Here is a 22,837-nt window from a genome sequence, read left to right as displayed (position 1 = left end):
CAGCGTCCTCCCCGACGCTGCTGACAGCCAATCAGGACCCGCACGGGTGGTCCTGGAGACCCGTGCCGACCTCATGCGTGTTCCCTGGCGGCCCGCTGCGATCATTCGTCGTCAGGCTATTTGCCGGTCAGGTGCCGTGAGCAATACCAGTATTTGTCACAAAATGAATCGCGCAGTGCACAAACTGTGAAGACTGCCGGCCTGAATGCATCTGATTTGCAATGGGAGTGAGGCGTTTGGGCGGTCTGCAGGCGTTGGCGTCATGGCAGGCGTGGTCAACGCGAACTGACGAGTGGCATTACTCGTGCGGTCTGCTTGTGACTAGAATCGCGGCTCTAACGCTGCAAACAGGGCCCCATGTTGCCATTTCCGAGACCGTTTCTTCCGGCCTGTCTAGCGCTGGCTGCCGCCTTTGTGCCAGACAGCAGTCAGGCCGTCGTCACGCCGATCCACGATGTGCAGGGCAATGGCAGCGCCACGCCGATTCCGGGCACTACCGTCGAAGTTCAAGGCGTCGTGACTGCCAATTTTCAGGGCGCTGGTCGCCTGCGTGGCTTCTTTCTCCAGGAGCGCGACGCCACGGTGGATGCCGACCCGAATACTTCGGAGGGCATCTTCATCTTCTGCAACGCATGCGCGACGGGTGCGCTGGAGGGCACGCTGATGTCGGTGACCGGCACGGTGTCCGAGTTCAATGGCATGACCGAGATCACGTCGACCTCGGTGGTGTTACTGGATGGTGGCAACCATCTGGCCGAAGTCACACCGGCGACGATTGACCTGCCCATCGCCGGGGTGGTGGACGACTATTACGAAGCCCGCGAGGGCATGAAAGTCCAGTTCGTCGACCCGCTTTCGGTGGGTGAGCATTTCCAACTCTTTCGTTTCGGCGAGGTCGAGCTTTACGAGGGCAGCCGGCCGCGGCAATTCACCGAGTTCAACACGCCAAGCGTGTCGGGCTACGCGGCGCATTTGGACGCGCTCGCCCGGCGCACCATTCTGATCGATGATGAGAACAATACCGAGAACGCGCCGCTCACGGCGGCCAATGGCTCCCAAGCCATCTTCTATCCGCGCGCCAATGCGGGGTTCTCAGTGGGTACGCAGGGCGTCGACTTTTTCCGGGCCGGCGATCAGGTCCAAAGTCTGATCGGGGTATTGCATTGGGATTTCGCTGGCGTTACCGGCACGAGCGCCTGGCGAATTCGCCCGACGCTGGCGAATCCGGTCACGTTCACGGTTGCCAATCCGCGGCCAGCCGACCCGCCGGTTGTTGACGGTGCGATTACGGCCGTCAGCATGAATCTCCTGAACTATTTCACGACCATCGATACCACATCGAGCAACACCACGGGCCCCTGCGGACCAGCGGCGACGGTGGACTGTCGGGGTGCCGATTCGGTTGCAGAACTGATTCGCCAGCGCGAGCGGACATCGATCGTGATCTGCGATCTGAACGCCACGATCTATGGACTGGTGGAACTGGAAAACACCACGCCCAGCGCCAGCATTTCTGATTTGCTTGGCGCGGTGAACACCCGCTGCGGTGGCGCCCACCCGTATGCGTTTGCGAATACCGGCGGCACCTTGGGGCCGGATGCGATTCGCGTTCAGCACATCTACCGCACGGGCATTGTGTCGCCAGTTGGCTCGCCAATATCCGATCTCGACCCGATCCATAGCCGCCCGCCCTCGGCGCAAACCTACGATGTCGTAGACGCGACCAACCTTGCGTTTGGGCAGCGCTTCACGGCGGTGGTCAGTCACTTCAAGTCGAAAGGCTCAAGCGCCGGCTTGCCCGGCGACGACGATGCCAACGATGGCGCGGGCGCGTCCAACGCTACGCGGACGGCGCAAGCCAATCGGCTGATCACATGGATCAACACATCGGTGTTGCCGGCTACGGGCGACCCAGACGTGTTGCTCCTTGGCGACTTCAATTCGTATGCGCAAGAAACGCCCATCACCGCGCTCACCGGCGCTGGCTACCAGGATCTCATCAGCACGCGACTCGGGGCGACCGCCTACTCCTATCTGTTCGATGGTCAGGTTGGGCATCTGGATTACGCGTTTGCCAACGCCGCGCTCGCGACGCAAGTGACCGGAATCGGCATTTGGCACATCAATTCGGATGAAGTCGAATTGTTCGATTACAACGACGACATTCGCGACACGCCCGGCGAAGCCACGTTCGAAGAAGAGCCGAATGGCGCTGCCCTGGTGCCGCCGCGTGTTCTATTTCAGGCGGCGTCGCCATATCGTGCCTCCGATCATGACCCGGTGATGGTCGGCCTGTTCGGGCTGCCGGATCCGATGTTCCAGAATGGTTTTGAGTGACGGCATACACTTCGGCGCCATAAGGCCGTCGAAGCGACCCATTTGAAACACGCATCAGATTGAAGCGGCGTTCGGCAGCTGATTCCCGTAGCGCCGCTGGCGGGCAGCGTGGCGTGGGTCTTGCTACGCTTCGTAGGCCATTCACACCACTCCAATCACGATGACTAGCCCCTATGAACCACCCAGTGCGGAGTTGGGCGTCCAGCCGAAGCGCCGGGACGCTGCCGATTTGATCTTGCGCATCGCTTCGGTCGCGATGTCGCTTATCACCGCGGGCGGCATCACGCTGGTTGTGCCGCAATTCAAGCCTGTGATCCAGGGATTTGGCGACGATCTGCCGCTATTGACCCAACTGGTGGCTGATTACACCTTTCTGGTCTGGCTGCTGCCAATTCTGACGTTGGCGGTTGCGCTTGCTTGGCCCAAACCAAGGCAACGGTTTCATCTGAGCATTGTGTGCGGTTTCGTCCTATCTGGAATAACCTGGGCGTTAATGATCTACGCCATGTATCTGCCGATCTTCAACATGGCAGCCGAAGTGTGATGAGCGCTTGTTGGCGCAACGTTCGGATTGATGTCGGTGTTGGCGCGTTGCGGCGATCGTATTCAAGGCGGTTCCCGAGACCCATCGCTTGGCCTGAAGTATCGCCAGCATGACGAATCCGTTCGGTGCGCCCAACGCAAAGGTTGGAACGGTGCCTGCCGCCCGGCGCGGCGATCGGACGATCCTGATCACGGGGTTGCTGCTCACGACGTTCAGTGCCACCGTGATCAGCCTGGTCGTGCCCCGAGTCGCTGCGTTCTATGAAGCGCTTGGTTCGGCGCTGCCGATTCTGACCTTGCTGTGTGTACAGTTCTATCTTGTGGCGTGGCTGATGCCGGTGTTGGTCGTCGCCATTGCCGTAGTCTGGCCAACGCCAACCCAGCGCACATTCTTGTTGAATGTGTTCGGCATCATGCTGCCGATTGCGATATTGCCCTTGGTGTTCTTCGCGCTGTACCTGCCGATGTTGCAGTTGGCCGAAACGCTGTAGACGTTGATTCAGCGAGTTCTCAAACCGATGCATCGGTTGCGGATGTCCAGAGCGTGCGCAGTTGCTCGCGTTGTCGTGATGTCAGGGCGGGCAGCCTTGCTGCTTGAAGATTGTCTTCGAGATGATGTGGCTGCTTGGTGGCAGCCAGCACGCAGGTGACGGCTGGGTGCGCCATCACAAAGGCGAGAAAGACCTGAGCCCAACTAGTCAGTCCGAGCTCTTTGGCAGCGTCGGGAACATTCAGGCCGCGAACCGACTCAAACAAGGCGCCCTCTTCGAACGGGCGATTGATCAAGACGGCAACACCGGCGTCGGCTGCCATCGGGAGTAGCCGCGTTTCTGCGTGTCGATCCGCGATGCTCAAATTGACTTGAATGAACTCCGGCTTCAGCCTGGTGATCAAACGCTCCAACTCGGCATGAGCGCTGTCCTGATAGTGCGTCAGACCGACATAGCGAATCCGACCCTCGGACTGCAGCGCCCGCAGCGTTTCGATATGCGTCTTCCAGTCCAGCAGATTGTGAATCTGCAGCAGGTCCACATGACCCATGCGCGCAATAGACGTGTCGATCTGCCGCCGTCCCGGCTCGCGCCCAGTGGTCCAGACTTTGGTGGCCGTGAACAGCGGCTCAGATGGCTTCAGGTCCGACACCAATGTGCCGACAGCAACCTCCGCATCGCCGTACATGGGGGAGCTGTCGATAAGCCGCCCGCCTGCGCCGACGAACGCGCCGAGTACCTGCCGCGTCGGACCATCGTCCGCAAAGCGCGCCCAAGTACCCAGACCCAAGATCGGCAAAGGCCGCTGATCCGCCGGAATCAAGCGCGTGCGAAGAGGCAGCGGCGCGTTGGCAGACGTCTGCATAGGCGAGAACACCATGGAACCCAGGCCCAGAGAATACGCCAAGAACGATCGACGATTCGGCATGGAGGCTGCCTCCGCAAGATTCGGGACGCGAGCATCTTGACGCATCGATAAACCGTCGGCCCGTGGCGAAAGCAACAGAACTACGAGCCGCGACGTGCTGGCGCCAAATCAGGGAGGTGATGACGCCAATCCGAGTGCATCAACATCGCGCTCGGAAGATTGACTATTCACTCAAACGAGTTCCGAAAGACATCCGCCGCCGGGCTGCCACCGGCACACACCATGTCACCCGAGCTCGACTGAAGCGATATCACGCCACCATCAATGGCGAAGTCTGGTCGACTCAAATACAGCGACCGCCCCAGCCCGTCATAGACCAGTCTGTATGACGACACCACCAGACTCCCACCGGATTGCCGCTGACACTGACTGAGCTGCAACGGCGTCTGGAAGGTAATCTGCCCGCCGCTGGAAAAGACCATCGCGCCAGCTGGTAGCGGATAGGTGTAGTTGTCGAGGCGAAGCAGGAAGGGTTCGTCACTCTTCCAGCCAGCGCCCAGAGTGGCCTGGAGTGGCAAGAGCCAACTCGCCGCGGTCGTTAACAACCAAACGCTGGATCTCATTCGTGTTCCTCCGTCCTGACAGTCTCTTCGATATTCGGGGGGCGCATCCCGTGCATTGCGCCCAGAATTGAGCGCAAATGAAGGTCAGAGCGAGCGTCGGCCGTGTCGCGTGCCATTGGAAGTGGTGCTGACAGCACAATAGGCCGCATGCATTGATGGAGAACCTGAATGGTCTCTAAAAGCGATGGTGCGCGACCTTCGCAATCGAGCATTCCCACACAGAATGTGAACGCCGCACCATCTACGTTGGACCGGAGCTTGGGGCTGTTTCGCAGCCTCTCACGACTCAAGGAGGAATCGATGTGAGCATGTCCAACTCGACTACGAGACTGCAATGGCGCGATGTCAATGCATCGCAGAGAACACCGAAACCCCTCAGACTGTTTCACATCGCGTATGACGAAGCGACGCGTGCCGACGTGCCTGCTGGATTTGAGTTGATGGACCACTCGGACAACGAGCGAAGTGATTGGCGGGAGTACTGGCCGATCCGTCGGTTCCTGAAAGGTCATCTCCAAGGCGCTGCGGTTGACGACGATTCCTGGTTTGGGTTCTTCTCGCCCCGATTCAAGGAAAAAACCGGATTGACGCCAAGCCAAGTGACTGCGTTCGTCGAATCGAGCGCACCAGCGGTGGATGTCGTCACTTTCAGTCCTCAAGCAGACATGGGTGCGTTCTTTCTATCGCCATTTGAACAGGAAGAGATGTTTCAACCTGGCTTCATCGCAGCGAGTCAGGCGTTTCTCGGGGCGATCGGTGTAAATGCCGATCTCAGCAAGATCGTCATGGATTCTCGGCAGATCGTGTTCTCGAATTACTTCGTAGCCAAGAAGCCTTTCTGGCGGCGCTGGATCGACATCAACGAAAAACTGTTCGCACTTTGCGAAGGCGAAAAGGGGCCTAAATTCGAGGCATTGCGAGCGTCATTGACGTCCCCGACTCAGTATCCGGGTGGCGTGCAGCGGAAGGTGTTTCTGATGGAACGAATCGCCTCGTTGATTCTGACTCTGGAGCCAAGCTGGCGCGTAAGGGCGTACAACACGTTCGATTGTGCCTGGTCAGCCACGGCACTCAATCAGTACAAACACGAAGCAGTATTGAGTGATGCCCTAAAAATCGCAATGCGAGAGCAGGGGTTCAGTCAGTACTATGCCGCGTTTTCGGCGATCCGGCAGAGGGTTTGTTGAAGGCTATGCGCTGCACAGCGACTCTCCAATTACATGAGCTTGGTGATAATACGAAGGAACTTACCAATGTTCCCCTAAGACTGCCGGGATGTATCGAGCACCAAACTTTTCTATCATTGCCGGTAGGATGACTCCATCAGATGCTTCGGACTTGTCATGCCACCAGCCCACACGTTCCCAGACTGAACGTGTTGCTACTACCTGAAGACAGTCGATGTAGTCTGCAAGTGGCGGTATGCCGGTGCTTATTATCCCTCGGTGTGTCGCTTTTCGATCTCGCCAGAATCCGATTCGACCATTAAAGCATCGCCCTCTCATCACAATTGCAAATACTAGAACGTCAGGATTGTCAATCATCTCAGACATCGGGGCGGGCTCAATTGGAGCGCGAGATGCTGAGTGAATTACTTCTAGTGCCCTCGGGTAGAGCACATTGTCGGCGTTTAGGTTCAATATGTATTTGCCCCTTGCTGCTTTCATCCCAATCTCGCGGAGCGAATGCCCCCAGTCACCTGCACGGGTCTCTGTAGCCCTCACGGCAATCGGAAAAGAGAAGTCGCGCGGATCTGGTAGCGGCCTCTGCTCGGGACCATCGTGAAAGAGCAGCACTTCGAAATCCTTGAACGTCTGACTCGACAGGCATCTGAGGCTGCGGGCCAGCTCTGAGTCAGAGACCGACCTGTCGTAATGCGGAATGACTATTGAAAACGTGGGCGAAGCCATTGTTTCGGAGCCTTCAAATTTTCCAGAGCTATTGAGAGCGTACCAAAGCCAAGAAGAAATCTGGATCAACTCTTGTCGAGGGTAGCTGCTAAGGGGTTTGCTGTACGACCCACGTTCTATACTAGCAACGGCTCTAAAAGGGCCAAGGAGTTCCAATTGGAACCGCAACTTTGTCGCTGAGCTTTTTCCAAACCTCTTCTCTTTGAATGACGAATTGACCGGCTTCGACTGTCGTTCCTCTTAGTATCAAGCTTTCGCCTGATAAGTAGAAGTCTGCTCGTCCACTGATTGCATTTCGTCTAACCAAGTTCCCTATCGGGCCTTCAAAGATTTCACAGTTCGGAATGTTGGCATTGGTGCACATAACAAATAAACGTAACTGTTCGCTACCGGGTTCCAAGTAGATGACTTGGTTGGAAACAGTCTCCCCTTCCTGAGCGAATCCTTCGCAACCAAAAGGATTTCCAGCGTCGTCAATGCACCTTATCTCAAACTGCGATGCATCGTCGTTCGGAAAGGGAATTGTTGCGACGGAGGGAACTGGCGAAGGTGTCCTCAAAAACCGGAATCTCTGTGTTGCAGGTGCAATCTGCATAATTCCGAGGTCTTGCTCTACCGGAAAAGCACTGCAATCTGGGCAATCCCTAGCCATCCGATATCTAGTTCTCTTCCACCGGCCAGAAACCCTTTGCGCGAGGGACGGCCCTGGAAAGGCATTTGTAAGTCGCTCAAGGGGAAGTGCTGTTTCCGAGGCTCTCAACAATCCGCGCGTAGGTGAAACAAACTCTATTGCGACTCCAGATGTCATATCAGAGCTCGGAATGAGAGAATTCTGTGTCCACGGGCAACCCCAACAGGTGCCGCCCGCGAATTCATACATTTCAGCCTGCGTAACTTTGCAGATAACCCCAGACGTCATTCTCACGTGTTCAGACGCTGGAACACACGGCCCCTGTGCGGTTGCCCATTTTGCCCTACCTGCGGCGTCATAGTAAAAAAAGGCGCCGAATGTATAGCCGCCCTTTTCAACTTCTAGCATCAATCCTGTCCCAGGTTGCGACGGGTCGAAGTAGCCTCCAGTTTCGGGGAGTATGGGGAAAATTGGTGTGCTTTGCCTGAACAGAACGAGGTCTGCGGATGCACCTTGCATCCACAAGAAAAGCAGGGAAGCTATCAGCCCCCTAATTGCGAGAGTTACTGGCAAGTTGCGCATATGATGTCACGAGCTTGCGGAGCGCCCCAGGTGTTGTAGGACACAGTCAAGAGGCGAGTGCCGGGTCGGTTCGGATTGGGCAAGTAGTCGTGAAAAACCAGTCCGCAGTAGTTTGGGGGTTGTGGGCCGTCGACATAAATCGTGGTTTCGTACTGTATGTCGCGATCATCCTTGCAGTCGTCTAGGTAGGACTGGTACTCAGCAGAATTGGCGTCCGGATTGTATTCGGCGGCGAACGCTGCACAGTCCTGATACGATCTTGATTGTCCAAGGTCTATTTCACGTGTGCCCAGTATGAGTGACGAGCCGAGTCCAGTGTTGTACTGAAAGACATTAGAAGCTAAGCAATGAGGGAACTCTGCGACTTTGACTTTGCCTGCGGGACAGGTTGGCGGCGTCCACCCGGCACCTCCTGCTTGGCATAGAAGGTTGCCGCTGCAAAGTCCTCGCACTATCTCGCCGTTTGTGCAGGTCCGAGTCGGGCCTGTGGGTTCGAGCGTCCCGCCGATATCGGGAAATCCAACGAGCGCTACGGCCGTAGCCTGAGGTGGTGCGGTACCGAGCCAATTTGCTAGCGCTTTCGTCCACGCACGCCCAGCCCCGGTCGCGGTTGTGCCGCCGGCGGGAAGCCATCCAGCCGGGATTTTACGTTCGGCTAGGGTGATGGCTGTGCGCATTGCGATGCCTTGAATGCCGTTGCTAGTGTTGGGGATTCCAATTCGCCGAAGTGCGCCCGTGGAATAGGGATTAGGAGCAGGCCCCGTAGCAAAAATGATCGCCCGAACCCGACCTTGTGCGAGGGTGGTATCGGCGAAGTTCTTTATGCCATTGATCGTATACACCGTCCCAAAAGGCGACTTACACAACGTCCCGTCTCGCCCAAACGCCGTCGGCAGCAGCCCTGCATTGATCAGCGTATCGCAGCCAATCCCTGTACGCGTGTCATTCGCCCAGCTCGCCACGTTGCTTGGGGTGTTTGTCCACGTCCGCACTGCGGCGACGATCTGATCCATTTCGCGGGCTTGGGCTTCGATCCACGTTTGGGCGAGGCGGGCGCGGGATTGTCGGAGTTGGTACTGGATGGCCAGGACACCGGCGATAGACACCAGGCCCAGGGCGATGACCAAGCTGACGAGTGAGAAGCCTTTGATGTGACGCATACGCGATCCTTGAACCGGGATTGTAACGTATCGTCAAGGCAGGGGCAGGCATCCCGCGAAAACATGGGGTTTTTCTGAGGATTGGCGGCAGTCGGGCGGGCAGGGCGCAGTCGACGCTGTTGCGCCAAACCCCCTCACCGCGGCGCCTGAAACGCCTGTTCCTCGTAAGGCTGCACGACGACAAACCCATCGCCTTTGAACGCCATTTGCACCGACTCCCCACTGGCGCGACCAATCAGGGTTTTGAAGCTGATGTCGGTCTTGAAATCGGGTTGCAGATTGGCCGACCAACATACGGTGGCGTTGGGGTCGGTGTAGACGGGACTGTCGGGTTTGACGCGCATCGTCAGCGGTTGGCCTTGGGTCATGATGGCGAGCAGGCCGCTGCCTTCCAACTGCAAATTGAAGAGACCGCCGGCAACCATGCCGCTGAGCTTTCGGGTCATCCGAATGTCCCACTTGATGCCATCTTGGAATGCCAGCAAATCGTTACCGTTGACCGTGATGGCTTCGTTCTCCAACTTGATCAGGCTGATCCGCTTGCCACCTTCCGCCAGATACAGGCGGCCGGAGCCCGTACATTTGGAGAGCTTCGCGCCTTCGCCGGTCAGCATCTCCTTGAAGAAGCGCGAGGCGCCGTGTTCAAACGCGCCTTCGCGCTCGAATTTCAGGCCGCCTCGATACGCAATCATGGCGCCAGCCTTCATCCAAACGCGCTGATTGAACAGCTTGATCTCGAGGATCCGGGGGTTTTCGAGCTCCCAAGGCTCGGGCGTTTCGACGCCCGCGTTCTGGCTCAGAAAGTCTTTGATGGTCTGTGCAGTCATGACGAGCGGTCCTTAACGTGCTGGCGGTGGCGGTGGTGGCGCCATCGGCGGCGCCGGCGGTGGCACATTGGGCTGGGCAGCTGCAGACTTGCCGCGACGCATCCAGATGACAAACGCCACGGCCAGCACCACCAGCGTGCCACCCAGCAGCGGGCGATAGAAGATCCAAGCAACACCAATCGTGACGACGGACAAGAAGATCGAGATCACCGCGCTGATCAACGCAACGCCCTTCTCGGCGAGATTGCCGAGAAACGGGACGATGTCCAACACACGAGTGATCGGTGCGAAGATGGTCATCAGGCCGATCCACATGACAAAGGTGCCGACGCCGCGGAGAATCCAGGTCAACATGGCATTGCGATCCTGGGCCGCTTGAAACATCTGCGCAGCCGTTTGCTTGCCGGATTCCACGAGCAGCAAGTCACGGCCATTGCTGGTGGTGAAGGGCAGTAAGACCTCGCGGTCTTGCTTCGCGACGACGCTGTAGTCGGCTTCCGGCTGCACGCGGTAGCGCACGCGCAAGTCGCCAACCTGCGGATCGCGGGAGTTCTGGCCGTGGTAATACTCACTATCGCCGGACTTCTGAAACTGCTCGAACTGGTCCGGAAAATCGATGGCGCGGTCGGCGTTGAGGTCCACCCAGCCGCCCAATTCTTCGCGGGCCTGGTCGCCCAGCACAAACGCGCCGAGGCTTGCGCGTTCGCTCAAGAATCGTTCCGACCGGAGCGGCCAGTCACTGGGATTTTCGTGGCCGGATTCGTACTCGAAATTGTCAGAGTCAACCTCTTCGTCTTCCCAATCCTTGTAATACGAATACGTCGTGCGCTTTTCGGTGCCGCCGCCGACCTTCTTGACCTCCTCGGTCTCTTTCTTTTCCTTCCACTGGAACATTTCCACTTCGCGCTTCAGGCCCAGGCCGCTCACAGTCACGCCGCTGATCGGGTCGGTCGGATCACTGTTCGACTCGACCTTGCCGCTGACGTGCACGAGCTTGCCTTGGTTGTCGGCGTTCAACGAATCCGCAATCACGCTGATCACTGTCGCAGCACCTTCCTCCAGTGATTTCGCGACGGACACCGCGTGTCCCTCGTTCAGCCACAGCACCGGAAAAGCGCCGACGAAAAACACAAAACCTACGATCATGCCTTTGATCGAATTGCCGAAGCGGCTGCCAAAGCCTGATTGGGTGACCACTGAAAATTTGTCCGCCACGATGACTCCCCGGAGATCGGTCAAGAAGTCGTGAGTGTCGCCGAGGTGTCAGGGCAGAGCAAGCCAGCCGGCGCCGCAAGGTGCGTGAATCGGGCTGGCCGAAAGTGGGTGGGCGTATCCGTGTCACCGGACGGTCGGAATGCGCCTGCTAGAATGTCGGCCCTAGCGATCTTTGGAGTCCGCATGCGCCCCGTCCTGCTCGTTTCTCTGTTGTTCGTTCTGACCGCGTGTGTCCCGCGTACGAAGCCTGATGCGCTGGCTCTTCGGATCAGCGCAGTGCGTGACTGTGTCGCCGCCGCGCCCGCGCCCGCGAACTACCCGATTCCAGCGTGCAGCTATCAGCCGTCGGCCGAGACGTTTCTACCGAAAAACGGCACGATGGGCGCGGTATGGCTGCAGCAGGCAATTGAATCGGATGCGACCATTCAGAGTGTCTACCAAGGCGCGGCGGCACAGCTGGAGGCGGCGCTGAAAGACCCCAGCCAGGCGCTCGCGTTGTCTGAGCAAACCAAAGTGGGCGCGACGGGCAAAGGCAAACCAGCGGCCATCATTGTCGATATTGACGAGACCATTCTGGACAATGACGCGTTCAATGCCCGCGGTCTCCGCAACCGGCTGACAACGTTCAACGAAGCCTACTTCGAATGCTGGGGTGACGAGAAGAAGGCCAAGGCCTATCCGGCTGCCCGCGAATTCTTGACCGCGGCCGCGAAGCGTGGCGTGACCGTATTCTTTGTGACCAACCGGCGCGAGGATCAGCGTGCCCCGGTCGTCCAAACGTTGATCGCCGAAGGGTTTCCGGTGCTCGATGGCGGTGCCAACGTGATCTTCCGCGGCTTCGGCGCGGGCGAGAAGGACGGCAGCAAGGAAAAGGGCCCGCGGCGCATGTGTGTTGCCCAGCAATTCCGGGTCGCGATGCTGTTTGGCGACAACCTCGGTGATTTTGTCGATGGCGTGGATGTGTCACCACAGCAGCGCGTCGATCTGGTCAAGACCGAGCAGGGCGATACGCAATGGGGTCGGCGCTGGTTCATGCTGCCGAACCCGGCTTACGGTTCCTGGGTCAGCGCCCTCGCGAAATTCCGGAACGATGACCAGGATCCGACCAAATTCGATCGGGAGCGCAATATCGAAACCTGGGTGGACGATCAGCTCGACGCGCCACCAGCTGAACCGAAGACCGATGGTTCTTTCGAAAGCAAGCACTGAGGCCGCCATGAGTCTGACGCGTAACCTCGACATTCCCGTGCGCGAGCGCTTGATGTTTGCGCTCGATGTGCCGACCAGAGACGAGGCCTTGCATTGGGTCGACCGGCTCGGCGACCAAGTGTGGTTCTACAAGATCGGCATGGAGCTTCTGACCAGCGGCGACTACTTCCGCTTGATCGGCGAACTCTCTGAGCGTGGCAAGAAAGTCTTCGTCGATTTGAAATTCTTCGATGTGCCGGCCACCGTCGCGTCGGCTGTGAAGGGTCTGACCCGTTACCCGGTCGACTTCTGCACGATCCACGGCAACAACGCGATGCTCGAAGCCGCAGCGCAGGTCAAAGGCCAGATCAAACTCCTGGGCGTGACCGCACTGACGAGCCTGGACGATCGCGATCTGGCCAGCCTGGGCTTTGCCTGCGATGCCGAGGCACTGGTGTTGTCCCGCGCGAAAGCCGCGCTCGCGGTGGGCTGCGATGGGGTCGTGTCATCGGGCCTCGAAGTGCCGGCATTGCGCGCCGGGGTCGACCACAAGTTGATCGTCGTTTGCCCAGGCATCCGCCCGGTTGGTAATGTCGACGACCAGAAGCGTACGGTGGACGTGGCCGAGGCCTTTGAGGCTGGGGCTGACTACATTGTGGTGGGCCGCCCGATTCGTCAGGCGGCCGATCCGGCGGCGGCGGCGGGAGCGATTCAAGCGACCATTGCGCAGTGTTTTGCGGTCTGAGATCACTGTTTTGTTATAAAACAAATGCTTACGAGTTTTATCTCAGGTATTGCAATAGCAATGCGCGCTAGGTTATGATTTCGCCATCACGTTGAACGCAAAACAAATAAGCGATACCTAGCGCCCGCTTCCCCCTCCGGCCTAGCCGGTCCCGTCAGATGATCCTCGGATCATCTGATTTTTTTTGCGCGGGTAGAAAATGGGCTTGACCACTTTGCTGCCGTGGAACGCCCGGCTGCATGTTGGTTGCGCATCAGACTATTGCGCCCGCTTTGGCATTGATCAGCCAACGGTCCTGCACCATCGCAAGTAGCCCTCTCCCCATCCCGCTCTCATCAAACATCACCCAAGGCATTATTTTTGTCGTCATCCCGACGAAAGTCGGGACCCAGGGCAATCTGGCCGCGGTGCCGCAAGTATTCTGGATCCCGACTTTCGTCGGGATGACGCCAAAGAGGTTGCACCGCAAACTCCAACCGTTCTCACACGATCTGTTTCGCTGGCATGACGGCGAGTAGCCCGAGCGCTACCTCCGGCTCGGGACAATGGTTTGATTCGCGAATAAGCGCACCTTCGGTGCGGCTGGACTCCCACTCACGTGGGAGCTACGGTCGCACCGAAGGTGCGCTTATTCGCGCATCAAACTGTCGGCGACAGTGCGCGATTCTTACAGCGGCGCAGTGTCGCAAGTAGCCCTCTCCCCGGGCCCTCTCCCACTCGCGTGGAGGGAGTCGACTCCCTCCCCCGCGAGCGCGGGGGAGGGCCCGGGGAGGGGGTTACTTGCGATCAGTACGGGCATCGCACCCAAGTGTCTTGGGCAGACAAACCGACGGGCTTAAGCGTGCTTGACGACTGCAGGCTGGTCAGAAGAACGGAGCGCTAATCGCCTAAATCGCGATCGGTACTCAGTGTTCTGTGTTGGATTGATGCGTTCTCGAGACGGCGTCAGCACGAACGTCATCGGCGCTGCTCGGCGCGCCTTCAAGGACGATCTCCAGAAATGACACCGGACGCTGGGTATCGGGTCCGCTGGATGGTGCATGTTCTACGGCAGTGGAACCGCTTAAGCTCGGAATCACGCCGCGTGGTGACGAGTGATCCGGCAACATGCCATGGTCGCTGATCAATGCTGCCGCCTGGTCCACGACGTACTTCACGTCATTGGTTGTCGCAGCTGGCGTTACCGCGTACGCCGCCAACGGCCCTACCGACCGGTGCACCGCATCCGTGTTGTACTCGGCAAACTGGTCCGCCACCGTGATCAACGATTGACCACCTGCAACGGCGTCTGAGGCATTCGCGACTTGACGGAGTGCGGACTTATTCCGCTCATATTGTTCCTCAGTGGCGGCGCTGTCGCGCTCAAAGGCGGCTTGCGCATCCTCCGATTTGGCCTTCTGCTTCTCGACACCCAACAGCAGGCCGGCGCGGTCGCCGGGATCGAAATCTCGCTTCATATCGACCACATTCGCTTCGGCAGTATTTGCATCGATCACTCGGAGCCCACTGAATTCGTGTGCCTCGGCGCGCAGTGCAGGCTGAGCCACGCCCCGGGTCAGCCCAACTACATAGGACAATGCCTCCAGCCGGTCTGATCCGAGCCCAGACAATCCCTCGATATTTGATGTGATCGCCGCGCCCGGTCCGATTCCAGCCAACGTGAATAGCGATGCCATGGCCGACTGTTGCGATTCGTCTTCCGGCATTCCGAGCATGCCCCCCCGCCGGATCGCACTCAAATTGGTTTCAAAGGCACTGTCGCTGCCCAGAGCGCGTGCCAGTTGTTCCGCTTCCGCAGCGCGTGCTGGATCCGCGGCAAGATTCCGGCTTGCCGCGAGCGCGCTGATGGACTGTCCAACACCGAACGTAGCCGAATTGTTCGCGGCTTGTTGATAGGCCGTTCCCGACTGCTCGACCTTCTTCAGACTGTTTGACAGCTGCCACGTGTCCTGGCTCGTCACGCCCAAGGAAGCCGCGTTCTGCGCCGTATCGCGGATGGCGCTGGCTGCTGCATGCTGCCGCACCAGCAACACAGCGCGCTCTTCAGCCTCGGTCCGCCCGTGGGTGTCTCGATGTGCGACCTGACTCGACGTCTTCTCGGTTTGCGTCTCGCTAGCGCTATAGCCAACGCCACCGCTTAATGACACATCGGCGACTTTCGCAACCGAATCGATGACCGTTTGTGCCTTCTGGCCGGCGGTGCGAGACAACAGCGACAGACCGCTCGCCAATAGGCCTGCGACGCGACTGACACTTGCCTGGCCGCTTAAGTTCGCCTCGGCGCCGTAAGTCGATTGATCGGCGTTCTCCTTGGCTGCCGCGGCAATCCGATCATTGGACCAACCATGCTGTTTGAGCCATTGCACGCCCTCGTTGGAATTGAACGCAATACTCTCGTTCAGTTGCCGATCGAATGCTGAGATAAATTGCTGTTGGAGTGCCGTCGACCGCGCCAGATTGCGACTCCAAATGTCGTTGGCCTCTTGCGCACTCTGTTCGCTCTTGCTCCGGAGTGACATCGCCGTTTGCTGCAATTGGTTGCCAACATCAAACTTGATGGCATTCGCCTCCTGACCCGTTTGCCGCGCACCGTAGGCATCATTCCCCGTAAACGCCGCATTCGCCTGATACACCGCGCCCACGCTGGTCGGGTCCGGCATCGCGATCTTCTCGTTGATATGGTCCTGGCCCTGCAGGCGACTGAACAGGCTCGTCGCTGCGACGGCACCGCCGAACAGCAACGTGAGCGTCAGCATCGGTGTCGCCGCGGCAATCATCGACGCCAAGGCCACGGCGCCGGTGGCTTGGTCGACGAGCGCGAGGCTATTGCTCAAAGAAAACGGGCCGGACCCCGACTGCACGGCGATACGTTCTTGCAGCAGAAAGAAGTCTTGCAGCGTGGTCATCTGATACAGATTAGTGATTGCCAAGATGGGCATCCAGAGCGACACCGCCAACGTGAGCGACACATACTTGACGATCATTCTCAGGCCCATCGCGCCGAGCCCAATCAGGAACGCAATGAATGGGCTCAGGGCATAAAAGAATGCCTCGAAGTACCCGATCATCGGGCGCATCGTCCGAACGAAAATTGATTCCTCAGTCGACCACTGCACCCGTTGCTGCTCCAGCGCGGAACGGATCATCACAACCGTGTTGTTGCCATGACTGCCAAACGTGGACCCGCTGGCAGCCTCCATCCAGAGCGCGTTGATCATCGCGCCAGAAACGTACTTCTGCGCCGCTTCGGCATCCTGCGATGCGAGCGACGCGAACGCACGTTGTAGCGCATCCCTGGCATCGTGACCAAAGCGTTGTTGGTACGCCGGATCCATGCTGGCCAACATGTCCTGACGCTTGGATCTCAGCAGATCATGGGCATCCGGACAGCTGATCTGTTCACTCGCACCCGTGAGGGTGCGAAGCCAGGTCTGCGTCCGATACATGCCATTCTCGAAGCGGATCGCGCTCAATGGGTCTGGCGCATGGACGATGCTGTGGTCACCGAGCACTTCGAAGTGCCGGGCCCGCACCGCGCAGTCGCGCAGATAGTGGATCATCGACATCCGGTAGTAGCTGTACGCGGGCAAGGTATTTGGGATCGATTCGGCGGCCATGTCGCGCACCGAGGCCAGGATTTCTGCTGTGCGTCCAAACCCGCCTTGCGTAACGGGAATGGCGTCCGCATCGCGGAACGCGGTTTCCATGCGCCGCGTCAAATACACACCGGTGCCGCTGATGATGCCACCCATTGCAGCAATGCCCCACGGCACGTGGTCGACGACGTACACGTTCGCATAGCCGGCCGGACCTGGCACCATGCCGACAATCTTGACACTCGTCGAGGTACCGAACATGGCCGCGAAGATCACGCCAGCCAGCAGCGACTGCTTGAGATCGCCGAGCGAGCCCGCGGCCGTCGCGATCTTGTAGATCAACACGAACAATCCGACCAGAAAACCAATCTGTCCCATCCGCATCAGCACGCCGCCCTCACCGAGTAGTGCCACCGCGGTAAACACTTTATGCATGAAGCTCGGTGCGCCGATCGAATAGATCGTCCACATTGAATCGCCATCCACCTGTAACCCGAACATGGCTCAAGGCCTCCGGGCCATAGGCGCGACCACCCGCAAATCAGGCGTCGGCGCGAGTTGCAGACTTTGCACGAGTCCCTGCAATACCTGCGCTTGCAAGTCGAGCCGTGTCTTGATGCGCGCCGTATCTTGTTGGGCGCGCTGCTCGCTGCTCGCGACCAACGCCATCAACTGCGCAGACTCCGTAGCGCCCACATCACTTGCACCCTGTCGGATGGTCGCGGCGACCTGTTGCAAGAATCGACTGGCCATTTCAAAGGCCATCGCTTCTGCAATCACATCGGCCATTTGTGCCGCTGTCTGCTCGCTGATTCCGATCGCCTGATCGAGGACCTGCATCTGGCTCGGTGCGTTGCTTTGCAGGGCGCGCTCGGCGGGTGTGAGTTCGGCCGATGCAAAACGGGCGCGTTTGATATAACCGGCCTGGCTGCCGTCGGCGCTGCCCAGCAGCACATCCAAAATGCGTCGTTTGAGGCCGATGCGCGGCGTCGGCCGTATCTGCACGGTTGGCCGTAAACACGCGTCATCATCGTCGCAGCGAATTTCCGAGCTTTGCCCAGACCCGAGCTCGGCTCCAAGCACGAGTTCCTCCAGGCTCAGCACGCCCTCAAGTTTTCGCAGCCGGGTTTCCTTCGGTCGATCGTCGGGTTCGGCCTCGCCTTCTGTGCACGCGCTGGCATCACTCGGCGCACAGACAATCACGGTACCAAGGTAACTCTGAATGTCAGTTTTCAGGGCGTCATCGTGATCGGGAAACCAACTCGCCAGCCCGTGTTCGCCGAGCAGTCGCCACACCACGTTGCCGGGTTGAATCCGGGCGAACTCATCGGGATTCTCGCGCGCCAACGCGGCCTCGGTGGACTCTTTGCCCCAGCCTTGATTCATCGAGGCCCACAGGTCGCTGACGGTGCCACCCTGCCGCGCGTTCTGGGCGCCTTCTTTGAAGCGGCCGGACATCTGCGCCACCATCGGGTCGGCTGCCGAATTGACGAGCGCCTGCGAAATGTCGCACGACGACTTCATCATCTGATTGAGCTTCTGCACATCGTCCTGCAGGTTCTGCATGATCTGCAGACACTTGTTGCAGACCGCACCGAGCGCCAAGTTAAACGCATACGACTTGGCGTTCGCGGCAATCTGCCGCATCAGCCCTTGCAGCTCTTCCTTACTGATGAACGAGAACGAGCCGCCATACAAGTCAATGCCACTGCATCCGCCGCTGAAACGGGGCGGGTCATAGCTCAGCAATTGCGGTCGAACCACGGGTGTCCGATAGCTGAACGACCCGAGCGTTGCCGTGGGTCGGCCTTCACTGCTGAATTGTGGGTTCGTCGTGGTGGTCATGGAGTGGAACGTGTTGGCGAGCTGCGTGTCCATGCCCTCGGCAACCACTGGGCCGGTCAGCAACATGAGCAGCCACGGCAGAATCCGGCGCATCAGGGCGTCTCCTTCGTGATGGGGGAAATCGGGGTGCCGCGCCCAATCCGATCGGCGCCTTGCTCGATCAGTGCGTCGATCAGTTGGTCCGGGTCTTCTGCTGGTCCAAGTCCTGCTGCGAGATCGTCGAGCGCCGTGTTCTGCAGCGCGCGCAAGGCGTCGTAGTCGGCGGCGGCGATCCAACCCAGGGTGTGCCCGAGTTCCAGAATTCGGTCGACCAACTGATCCTGCGTCTGGAGTCCGCTCGCCAGCGGCAACACACGGCCGTCGCGATGCACGAGAAAGAGACTCGGGGTGACGCTGACATTGAGCTTGGCGGCCTGACCTTGATCAGGCACGAATTCGGAAAACGCGCCCGATGGCAAGGGTCGATGATCCAACGAGATCGGCAGAATGCTGAAGCCGTAGAGTCGCGACAGGGTTTGCAGCGCATTCGTCTGCGCGTGGCAATACGGACAGTCGGAGCGAAAAAAGAACCAAAGCCCCGCATCACGGGCCACTTGGCCGAGCACCTGTTGCTGACGCGCGCTTTGTTCGCGATGCCGGGTTGCTTTCGCGAGTGCGGTGATCGGGCTGACCGACTGCTCATCCAGCAGCGGGTCCAGCATCGTCAACCGGGCGCTCGCATCGCTGTAAGCGCTGCTGCGATCCATGGCAAGCCGCTCCAGGTAACGATAGCGCCGCACATTCGCCAGTGTGGGTTGATCCATTGCGCGATCCAGGTACAGCGGCAGGTTCTTGCGGAGCCAGGCCGAACCAAGCGGGACGGTCGTGGTGACCCTGCCTCCGGGCACCGCGACGGGTGGCTTGAGTGGGGTAGGTGGCTTGGGCTGCGGGAGCGGTTCGTAATAAAACCACCCCTGCTCGTGCACACGCGCACCGGGCCCGGCATGCGCCAAGCTGGCAGCGAGCAGACAGCAGATCAGGGTCCAGGTTTTGTCCATGGCAGCACTTTAGGCTGCGGTCGGAGCAACGCTCCCGCGCAATACCAACGATTTTCGTGGCAAACGGACGTGACTCAGCGTGGGCTGGCGTCGCCCAGGCTCGGATAGCGCGCCTTCAGCCGCAGCGAGATGAAGCGCTCGGCATAGCTATCCAGGCTGAAGTCACGGACAAAGCCACAATGACCGCCGTAGCGCTCGATGAACAACTCGAGCTGTGCGGGCAGTTTCAGGTTTCGGAAATCGGCGACCGGACAAACCGGATCGTCCTCGCTGGTCAGAATGACACCGTCGGCCTGGATCCCCGCCAGGCGGTCATCCGCAATCGAGTACGCGTTCAGGTATTCGTCGAGACTCTGATAGTCGGTGTAGCGCTGCACGAGGCCGGTCGTGAGATGGCGCATGTCCGACTTGATGGCCCAGCCAAAGTCGTAGGCTTCGGGAAAGTGGCGCTGCTTCAGCATCAGCGACTGCCGCCATTTGCGCATGAAGTAGTCATGGTAAATGCTGGGCCCGGATTCGAGTGCCGTGAGCACGTGCGGCGGATGAATCGCCGGACAGACTGCGAACACATAGTCAACCGGAATGCCCGCTTCTGGCGCCGCGCGCGCGACACGCAGCGCAAAATTGCCACCCAGCGAGTAGCCACCCATCACCAAGGGCAGATTCGGAAATCGTTGCCCCATCAGCTTGACCGCCTGCACCACTTCGTTCAGGCGGTTCGAATGGAAGATGCCTTCGTTCAGATGATGCGTATCACCATGATCACGCAGATTGAGGCGATAGACCGCAAAGCCCCGCGCCAGCAGCCACGAGCCCAGGCAGAGCATATACGTGGAGTGGACGCTGCCTTCCCAGCCGTGAATCAGCACGACGAGCGCTCGCGGCGCCTGCGCCGGCAGATTCAGATACGCGACAAGCTTGGCCTCGCCCACGTCGAGCATTTCTTCCTTCGACGACGCGAGCAGAGGGCTGATGCGATCCCGAAACACGAATCGTCTGAGCCCGCTCGATGCGAGTACCGACTGCACATGCGGGTTGCGCAACCAGCCCTTCGGCGCAAAGCGTTCTGGCTCGGAATTGGGGCGCGTCATTTTTCGAGCAACGGGTCCAGTTCATCGCTGGCCGCTTCGCCCGCGGCATCCGGCGTGGCAAACGCCAGCGCTGCAATGATCTGGCGACGCGCCTGGTCCGACATCTTGCGCCGACCTTCCGGGTTCGGCGCGATGATGGGCAGAAAATGCACCTCGGCCTCGCAGCCGGGATTGCCAAGCAAGCGCCAGAAGTTCGCGAAGAAGCTCTCGTTGTCCCGGAACGCCACTTCGCGCGCCGGTTCGGCGCCCCGCGCATAGCGAAGCGCCACCGGCTGTGCTGGCACGTCGGCGTCGTAGCACGTCTGGAAAATGCGGGCGTGGAAGGTGCGAACATGATCGACCGCGCCGGTGCCGCCTTCTGGAAACACGCCGACATCGGCGCCTTCCTGCAGTCGTACAACCATCAACTCCGCCACCCGCGCAAAGGACGAATTACTGCCGCGTTGGTGGTAGATCGTGCCGGCGCGGCTGGCGAGCCAGCCCACCACCGGCCAGCGGGCAATCTCGGCCTTGGCGACAAAGCTGACCGCACGCTGGCTGTGCAACAGCGTGATGTCCAGCCAGGAGCAGTGATTCGCAACGAAGAATGTGGTGCCCCCGCGTGGTTCGCCAATCCGGCGCGGCCGAAATCCGAACACGCGCATCAGATTGCCCTGCCACCAGCGGATGGCGCGGTGGTCCAGCCGTTCGCCGGACGCCGTCCGCATGCTGGCGCCAATCGGGCTGATCAGAAACAGCACGACCGGCAGGTGCACGAACAGGTGCCAGATCAGCATGGGCAGCCGATACCCGTAGCGCACAAAGCGCCGGATCGGGGAGTGGCTGAAATCGGGTGGCAGGTCGGACATGAGCTGCCCGACTGTACTCAACTTGGCTCGAATTTGAAAACCAGCGTGAAATTCGGCATAAGAGAGGACGGCCTGGCGGACCTGCCCCAGGTTGCCGCCCTTTTTGCGAATGCTCCGGGAGGAATTCATGAAGTTGCTCAAGTTCTTGGTGATCGGGTTGTTGGGTCTCGCAGTGGTTGTGGTTGCGGGCAGTTTCCTGCTGGCGAGCTCGGTGTCGATGGAGCGCTCGATCGTCATCGATCGACCGGCTTCGGTGGTTTATCCACTCGTGTCGGACTATCGACGCTTCAACGAGTGGTCGCCGTGGGCAGAATTGGATCCGGCGACGACGTACGAGCTCAGCAGCCCGACCAATGCGGTCGGCAGCAAATTTGCTTGGTCCAGCAATGATCCGAGCGTGGGTAAGGGCTCGCAGACCATCACGGCCCTGACCCCGAATCAGCGGGTCGAGACCGCGCTGGACTTTGGTGACCAAGGCCAGGCGAATTCGTATGTTCAGCTCAGTGCGGAAGGAGCGGGCACCAAGGTCAATTGGGGCTTCAAGTCCGACCTGCACGGCATTGTGGAGCGCTGGTTCGGGCTTCTGATTCCCAGCATGGTCGCACCCGACTATGAGAAGGGCTTGGCCAAGCTGAAGCAAGTGGCGGAGGCGCTGCCCAATGTCGACGTGTCCAAAGCGACGGTCGAAACGGTTGATCTGAGCCCGCTGCCGGCCTACGCCATCGCCGCGGAAGCGGGTGTCGATGCAGCGAGCAGTACCGAAGTGCTTACCGCTGCATACGGCGAAATCCTGACCTTCATGGCTGCGAATGGGATTCAGCAAGCGGGTCCGGTTTATACCAAGATCCTCGGTCACAGTGGCGATACTTGGCGTTTCGAGGCCTCGATTCCGGCAATCCAAAACGACGCCGCCCCGACCGGCCGGATCGTCGCGACACAGTCATTTGGCGGCAAGGCGCTGCGCTTTGAGCACGTCGGCAGCTATGACGATCTCGCCAAAACGCATGCGCTTGCCGAGGCGTATCTGGCCGTGCACAAACTGACCGAAGTGGGCAGCCGCTACGAAATTTATGTCAGCGATCCGGCGAATACCCCGGTCGAGCAGCTCCAGACACAGATTTTAGTGCCGTTTGAATAAGGTCACGGCGTGACCTTTGCCACGCGCAGTGACCCGTGCTCGGGTCACAATGCCCAGACGATGTGGACTGATTCCCTAGACCTAAGCCGCCTGCTCACCTCGCCTGCCGAGGTGTGCGGACGGTCGCGGTCGGCTGCGCGGCAGTCGGGTGCGCCGCGATCT

At 59.4% G+C, this 22,837-nt stretch carries 19 protein-coding genes; 8 read left to right on the top strand and 11 right to left on the bottom strand.

Annotation, left to right across the window (positions count from 1 at the left end; all coding sequences use genetic code 11):
• Positions 1-357: 357 nt before the first annotated feature.
• The 3 genes from C7S18_RS19195 to C7S18_RS19185 all read left to right on the top strand — a co-directional run bounded on the left by C7S18_RS19195 (position 358) and on the right by C7S18_RS19185 (position 3,371).
• Entirely contained in the window at positions 358-2,337 is a 1,980-nt protein-coding gene (locus C7S18_RS19195) for an ExeM/NucH family extracellular endonuclease (RefSeq protein ID WP_106893081.1), read from the top strand.
• 160 nt (positions 2,338-2,497) lie between these two features.
• A complete protein-coding gene (locus C7S18_RS19190) occupies positions 2,498-2,881 on the top strand; it encodes a hypothetical protein (RefSeq protein WP_106893080.1) in 384 nt (127 codons plus the stop codon).
• 109 nt (positions 2,882-2,990) lie between these two features.
• Complete coding sequence (locus C7S18_RS19185) at positions 2,991-3,371, top strand: hypothetical protein (protein ID WP_106893079.1); 381 nt, start codon at positions 2,991-2,993, stop codon at positions 3,369-3,371.
• A gap of 19 nt (positions 3,372-3,390) precedes the next feature.
• On the opposite strand, the gene C7S18_RS19180 is transcribed toward C7S18_RS19185, so the two are convergent.
• Entirely contained in the window at positions 3,391-4,299 is a 909-nt protein-coding gene (locus C7S18_RS19180) for an aldo/keto reductase (protein WP_206207929.1), read from the bottom strand.
• Between the two features lie 167 nt (positions 4,300-4,466).
• On the bottom strand, positions 4,467-4,862 hold the full coding sequence (locus C7S18_RS19175; protein ID WP_106893078.1) for a hypothetical protein: 396 nt from the start codon (positions 4,860-4,862) through the stop codon (positions 4,467-4,469).
• 308 nt (positions 4,863-5,170) lie between these two features.
• On the opposite strand from C7S18_RS19175, the gene C7S18_RS19170 reads away from it, so the two are divergent.
• Complete coding sequence (locus tag C7S18_RS19170) at positions 5,171-6,049, top strand: hypothetical protein (RefSeq protein WP_106893077.1); 879 nt, start codon at positions 5,171-5,173, stop codon at positions 6,047-6,049.
• Positions 6,050-6,109: 60 nt separating this feature from the next.
• Here the strand turns inward: C7S18_RS19170 and C7S18_RS25415 are convergent, their stop codons facing one another.
• The 4 genes from C7S18_RS25415 to C7S18_RS19150 form a co-directional block, all read right to left on the bottom strand.
• Entirely contained in the window at positions 6,110-6,772 is a 663-nt protein-coding gene (locus tag C7S18_RS25415) for a glycosyltransferase family 2 protein (RefSeq protein WP_106893076.1), read from the bottom strand.
• Positions 6,773-7,966: 1,194 nt separating this feature from the next.
• The gene (locus tag C7S18_RS19160; RefSeq protein ID WP_106893075.1) at positions 7,967-9,145 is read right to left on the bottom strand and encodes a hypothetical protein; all 1,179 of its coding nucleotides are present in this window, start codon (positions 9,143-9,145) and stop codon (positions 7,967-7,969) included.
• 134 nt (positions 9,146-9,279) lie between these two features.
• Entirely contained in the window at positions 9,280-9,972 is a 693-nt protein-coding gene (locus tag C7S18_RS19155) for an AIM24 family protein (protein ID WP_106893074.1), read from the bottom strand.
• A gap of 12 nt (positions 9,973-9,984) precedes the next feature.
• The gene (locus tag C7S18_RS19150) at positions 9,985-11,187 is read right to left on the bottom strand and encodes a TMEM43 family protein (protein ID WP_106893073.1); all 1,203 of its coding nucleotides are present in this window, start codon (positions 11,185-11,187) and stop codon (positions 9,985-9,987) included.
• A 183-nt stretch (positions 11,188-11,370) separates the two neighbouring features.
• On the opposite strand from C7S18_RS19150, the gene C7S18_RS19145 reads away from it, so the two are divergent.
• From C7S18_RS19145 to C7S18_RS19135, 3 genes are all read left to right on the top strand, one after another.
• Positions 11,371-12,396 (top strand): 5'-nucleotidase, lipoprotein e(P4) family, encoded by a 1,026-nt coding sequence (locus C7S18_RS19145; RefSeq protein WP_170113364.1) that lies wholly within the window; start codon positions 11,371-11,373, stop codon positions 12,394-12,396.
• Positions 12,397-12,403: 7 nt separating this feature from the next.
• Complete coding sequence (gene pyrF / locus C7S18_RS19140) at positions 12,404-13,120, top strand: orotidine-5'-phosphate decarboxylase (RefSeq protein ID WP_106893071.1); 717 nt, start codon at positions 12,404-12,406, stop codon at positions 13,118-13,120.
• A 239-nt stretch (positions 13,121-13,359) separates the two neighbouring features.
• Positions 13,360-13,638 carry a hypothetical protein gene (locus C7S18_RS19135; protein ID WP_106893070.1) on the top strand — a complete coding sequence of 93 codons (279 nt, stop codon included), beginning with the start codon at positions 13,360-13,362 and terminating at the stop codon, positions 13,636-13,638.
• Positions 13,639-14,025: 387 nt separating this feature from the next.
• Here the strand turns inward: C7S18_RS19135 and C7S18_RS19130 are convergent, their stop codons facing one another.
• From C7S18_RS19130 to C7S18_RS19110, 5 genes are all read right to left on the bottom strand, one after another.
• Positions 14,026-17,217 (bottom strand): conjugal transfer protein TraG N-terminal domain-containing protein, encoded by a 3,192-nt coding sequence (locus C7S18_RS19130; RefSeq protein WP_106893069.1) that lies wholly within the window; start codon positions 17,215-17,217, stop codon positions 14,026-14,028.
• 3 nt (positions 17,218-17,220) lie between these two features.
• The gene (locus C7S18_RS19125) at positions 17,221-18,654 is read right to left on the bottom strand and encodes a conjugal transfer protein TraH (protein ID WP_106893068.1); all 1,434 of its coding nucleotides are present in this window, start codon (positions 18,652-18,654) and stop codon (positions 17,221-17,223) included.
• Positions 18,654-19,598: a conjugal transfer protein TraF gene (gene traF, locus C7S18_RS19120; RefSeq protein WP_106893067.1), complete on the bottom strand. Its 945-nt coding sequence runs from the start codon at positions 19,596-19,598 to the stop codon at positions 18,654-18,656. The genes C7S18_RS19125 and traF overlap by 1 nt, the downstream gene beginning before the upstream one ends.
• Before the next feature lie 74 nt (positions 19,599-19,672).
• Entirely contained in the window at positions 19,673-20,689 is a 1,017-nt protein-coding gene (locus tag C7S18_RS19115) for a YheT family hydrolase (protein ID WP_106893066.1), read from the bottom strand.
• Complete coding sequence (locus tag C7S18_RS19110; protein ID WP_106894109.1) at positions 20,686-21,537, bottom strand: lysophospholipid acyltransferase family protein; 852 nt, start codon at positions 21,535-21,537, stop codon at positions 20,686-20,688. The genes C7S18_RS19115 and C7S18_RS19110 overlap by 4 nt, the downstream gene beginning before the upstream one ends.
• A 127-nt stretch (positions 21,538-21,664) precedes the next feature.
• Here C7S18_RS19110 and C7S18_RS19105 point away from each other — a divergent pair, with 127 nt between their 5' ends.
• A complete protein-coding gene (locus tag C7S18_RS19105; RefSeq protein WP_170113363.1) occupies positions 21,665-22,675 on the top strand; it encodes an SRPBCC family protein in 1,011 nt (336 codons plus the stop codon).
• The last annotated feature ends 162 nt before the right edge of the window (positions 22,676-22,837 follow it).

Source organism: Ahniella affigens (assembly GCF_003015185.1).
Lineage (GTDB): Bacteria > Pseudomonadota > Gammaproteobacteria > Xanthomonadales > Ahniellaceae > Ahniella > Ahniella affigens.
This window is presented reverse-complemented; position numbering and strand designations above follow the sequence as displayed.

Excerpts from the sequence above, each read along its gene's own strand:
- C7S18_RS19125 (WP_106893068.1), bottom strand. The coding sequence starts at position 18,654 with ATGCGCCGGATTCTGCCGTGGCTGCTCATGTTGCTGACCGGCCCAGTG.
- C7S18_RS19145 (WP_170113364.1), top strand. The coding sequence starts at position 11,371 with ATGCGCCCCGTCCTGCTCGTTTCTCTGTTGTTCGTTCTGACCGCGTGT.
- C7S18_RS19190 (WP_106893080.1), top strand. The coding sequence starts at position 2,498 with ATGACTAGCCCCTATGAACCACCCAGTGCGGAGTTGGGCGTCCAGCCG.
- C7S18_RS19195 (WP_106893081.1), top strand. The coding sequence starts at position 358 with ATGTTGCCATTTCCGAGACCGTTTCTTCCGGCCTGTCTAGCGCTGGCT.
- C7S18_RS19130 (WP_106893069.1), bottom strand. The coding sequence starts at position 17,217 with ATGTTCGGGTTACAGGTGGATGGCGATTCAATGTGGACGATCTATTCG.
- C7S18_RS19160 (WP_106893075.1), bottom strand. The coding sequence starts at position 9,145 with ATGCGTCACATCAAAGGCTTCTCACTCGTCAGCTTGGTCATCGCCCTG.
- C7S18_RS19135 (WP_106893070.1), top strand. The coding sequence starts at position 13,360 with ATGTTGGTTGCGCATCAGACTATTGCGCCCGCTTTGGCATTGATCAGC.
- C7S18_RS25415 (WP_106893076.1), bottom strand. The coding sequence starts at position 6,772 with ATGGCTTCGCCCACGTTTTCAATAGTCATTCCGCATTACGACAGGTCG.
- C7S18_RS19185 (WP_106893079.1), top strand. The coding sequence starts at position 2,991 with ATGACGAATCCGTTCGGTGCGCCCAACGCAAAGGTTGGAACGGTGCCT.
- C7S18_RS19175 (WP_106893078.1), bottom strand. The coding sequence starts at position 4,862 with ATGAGATCCAGCGTTTGGTTGTTAACGACCGCGGCGAGTTGGCTCTTG.
- C7S18_RS19155 (WP_106893074.1), bottom strand. The coding sequence starts at position 9,972 with ATGACTGCACAGACCATCAAAGACTTTCTGAGCCAGAACGCGGGCGTC.
- traF (WP_106893067.1), bottom strand. The coding sequence starts at position 19,598 with ATGGACAAAACCTGGACCCTGATCTGCTGTCTGCTCGCTGCCAGCTTG.
- C7S18_RS19115 (WP_106893066.1), bottom strand. The coding sequence starts at position 20,689 with ATGACGCGCCCCAATTCCGAGCCAGAACGCTTTGCGCCGAAGGGCTGG.
- C7S18_RS19105 (WP_170113363.1), top strand. The coding sequence starts at position 21,665 with ATGAAGTTGCTCAAGTTCTTGGTGATCGGGTTGTTGGGTCTCGCAGTG.
- C7S18_RS19180 (WP_206207929.1), bottom strand. The coding sequence starts at position 4,299 with ATGCCGAATCGTCGATCGTTCTTGGCGTATTCTCTGGGCCTGGGTTCC.
- C7S18_RS19170 (WP_106893077.1), top strand. The coding sequence starts at position 5,171 with ATGTCCAACTCGACTACGAGACTGCAATGGCGCGATGTCAATGCATCG.
- pyrF (WP_106893071.1), top strand. The coding sequence starts at position 12,404 with ATGAGTCTGACGCGTAACCTCGACATTCCCGTGCGCGAGCGCTTGATG.
- C7S18_RS19110 (WP_106894109.1), bottom strand. The coding sequence starts at position 21,537 with ATGTCCGACCTGCCACCCGATTTCAGCCACTCCCCGATCCGGCGCTTT.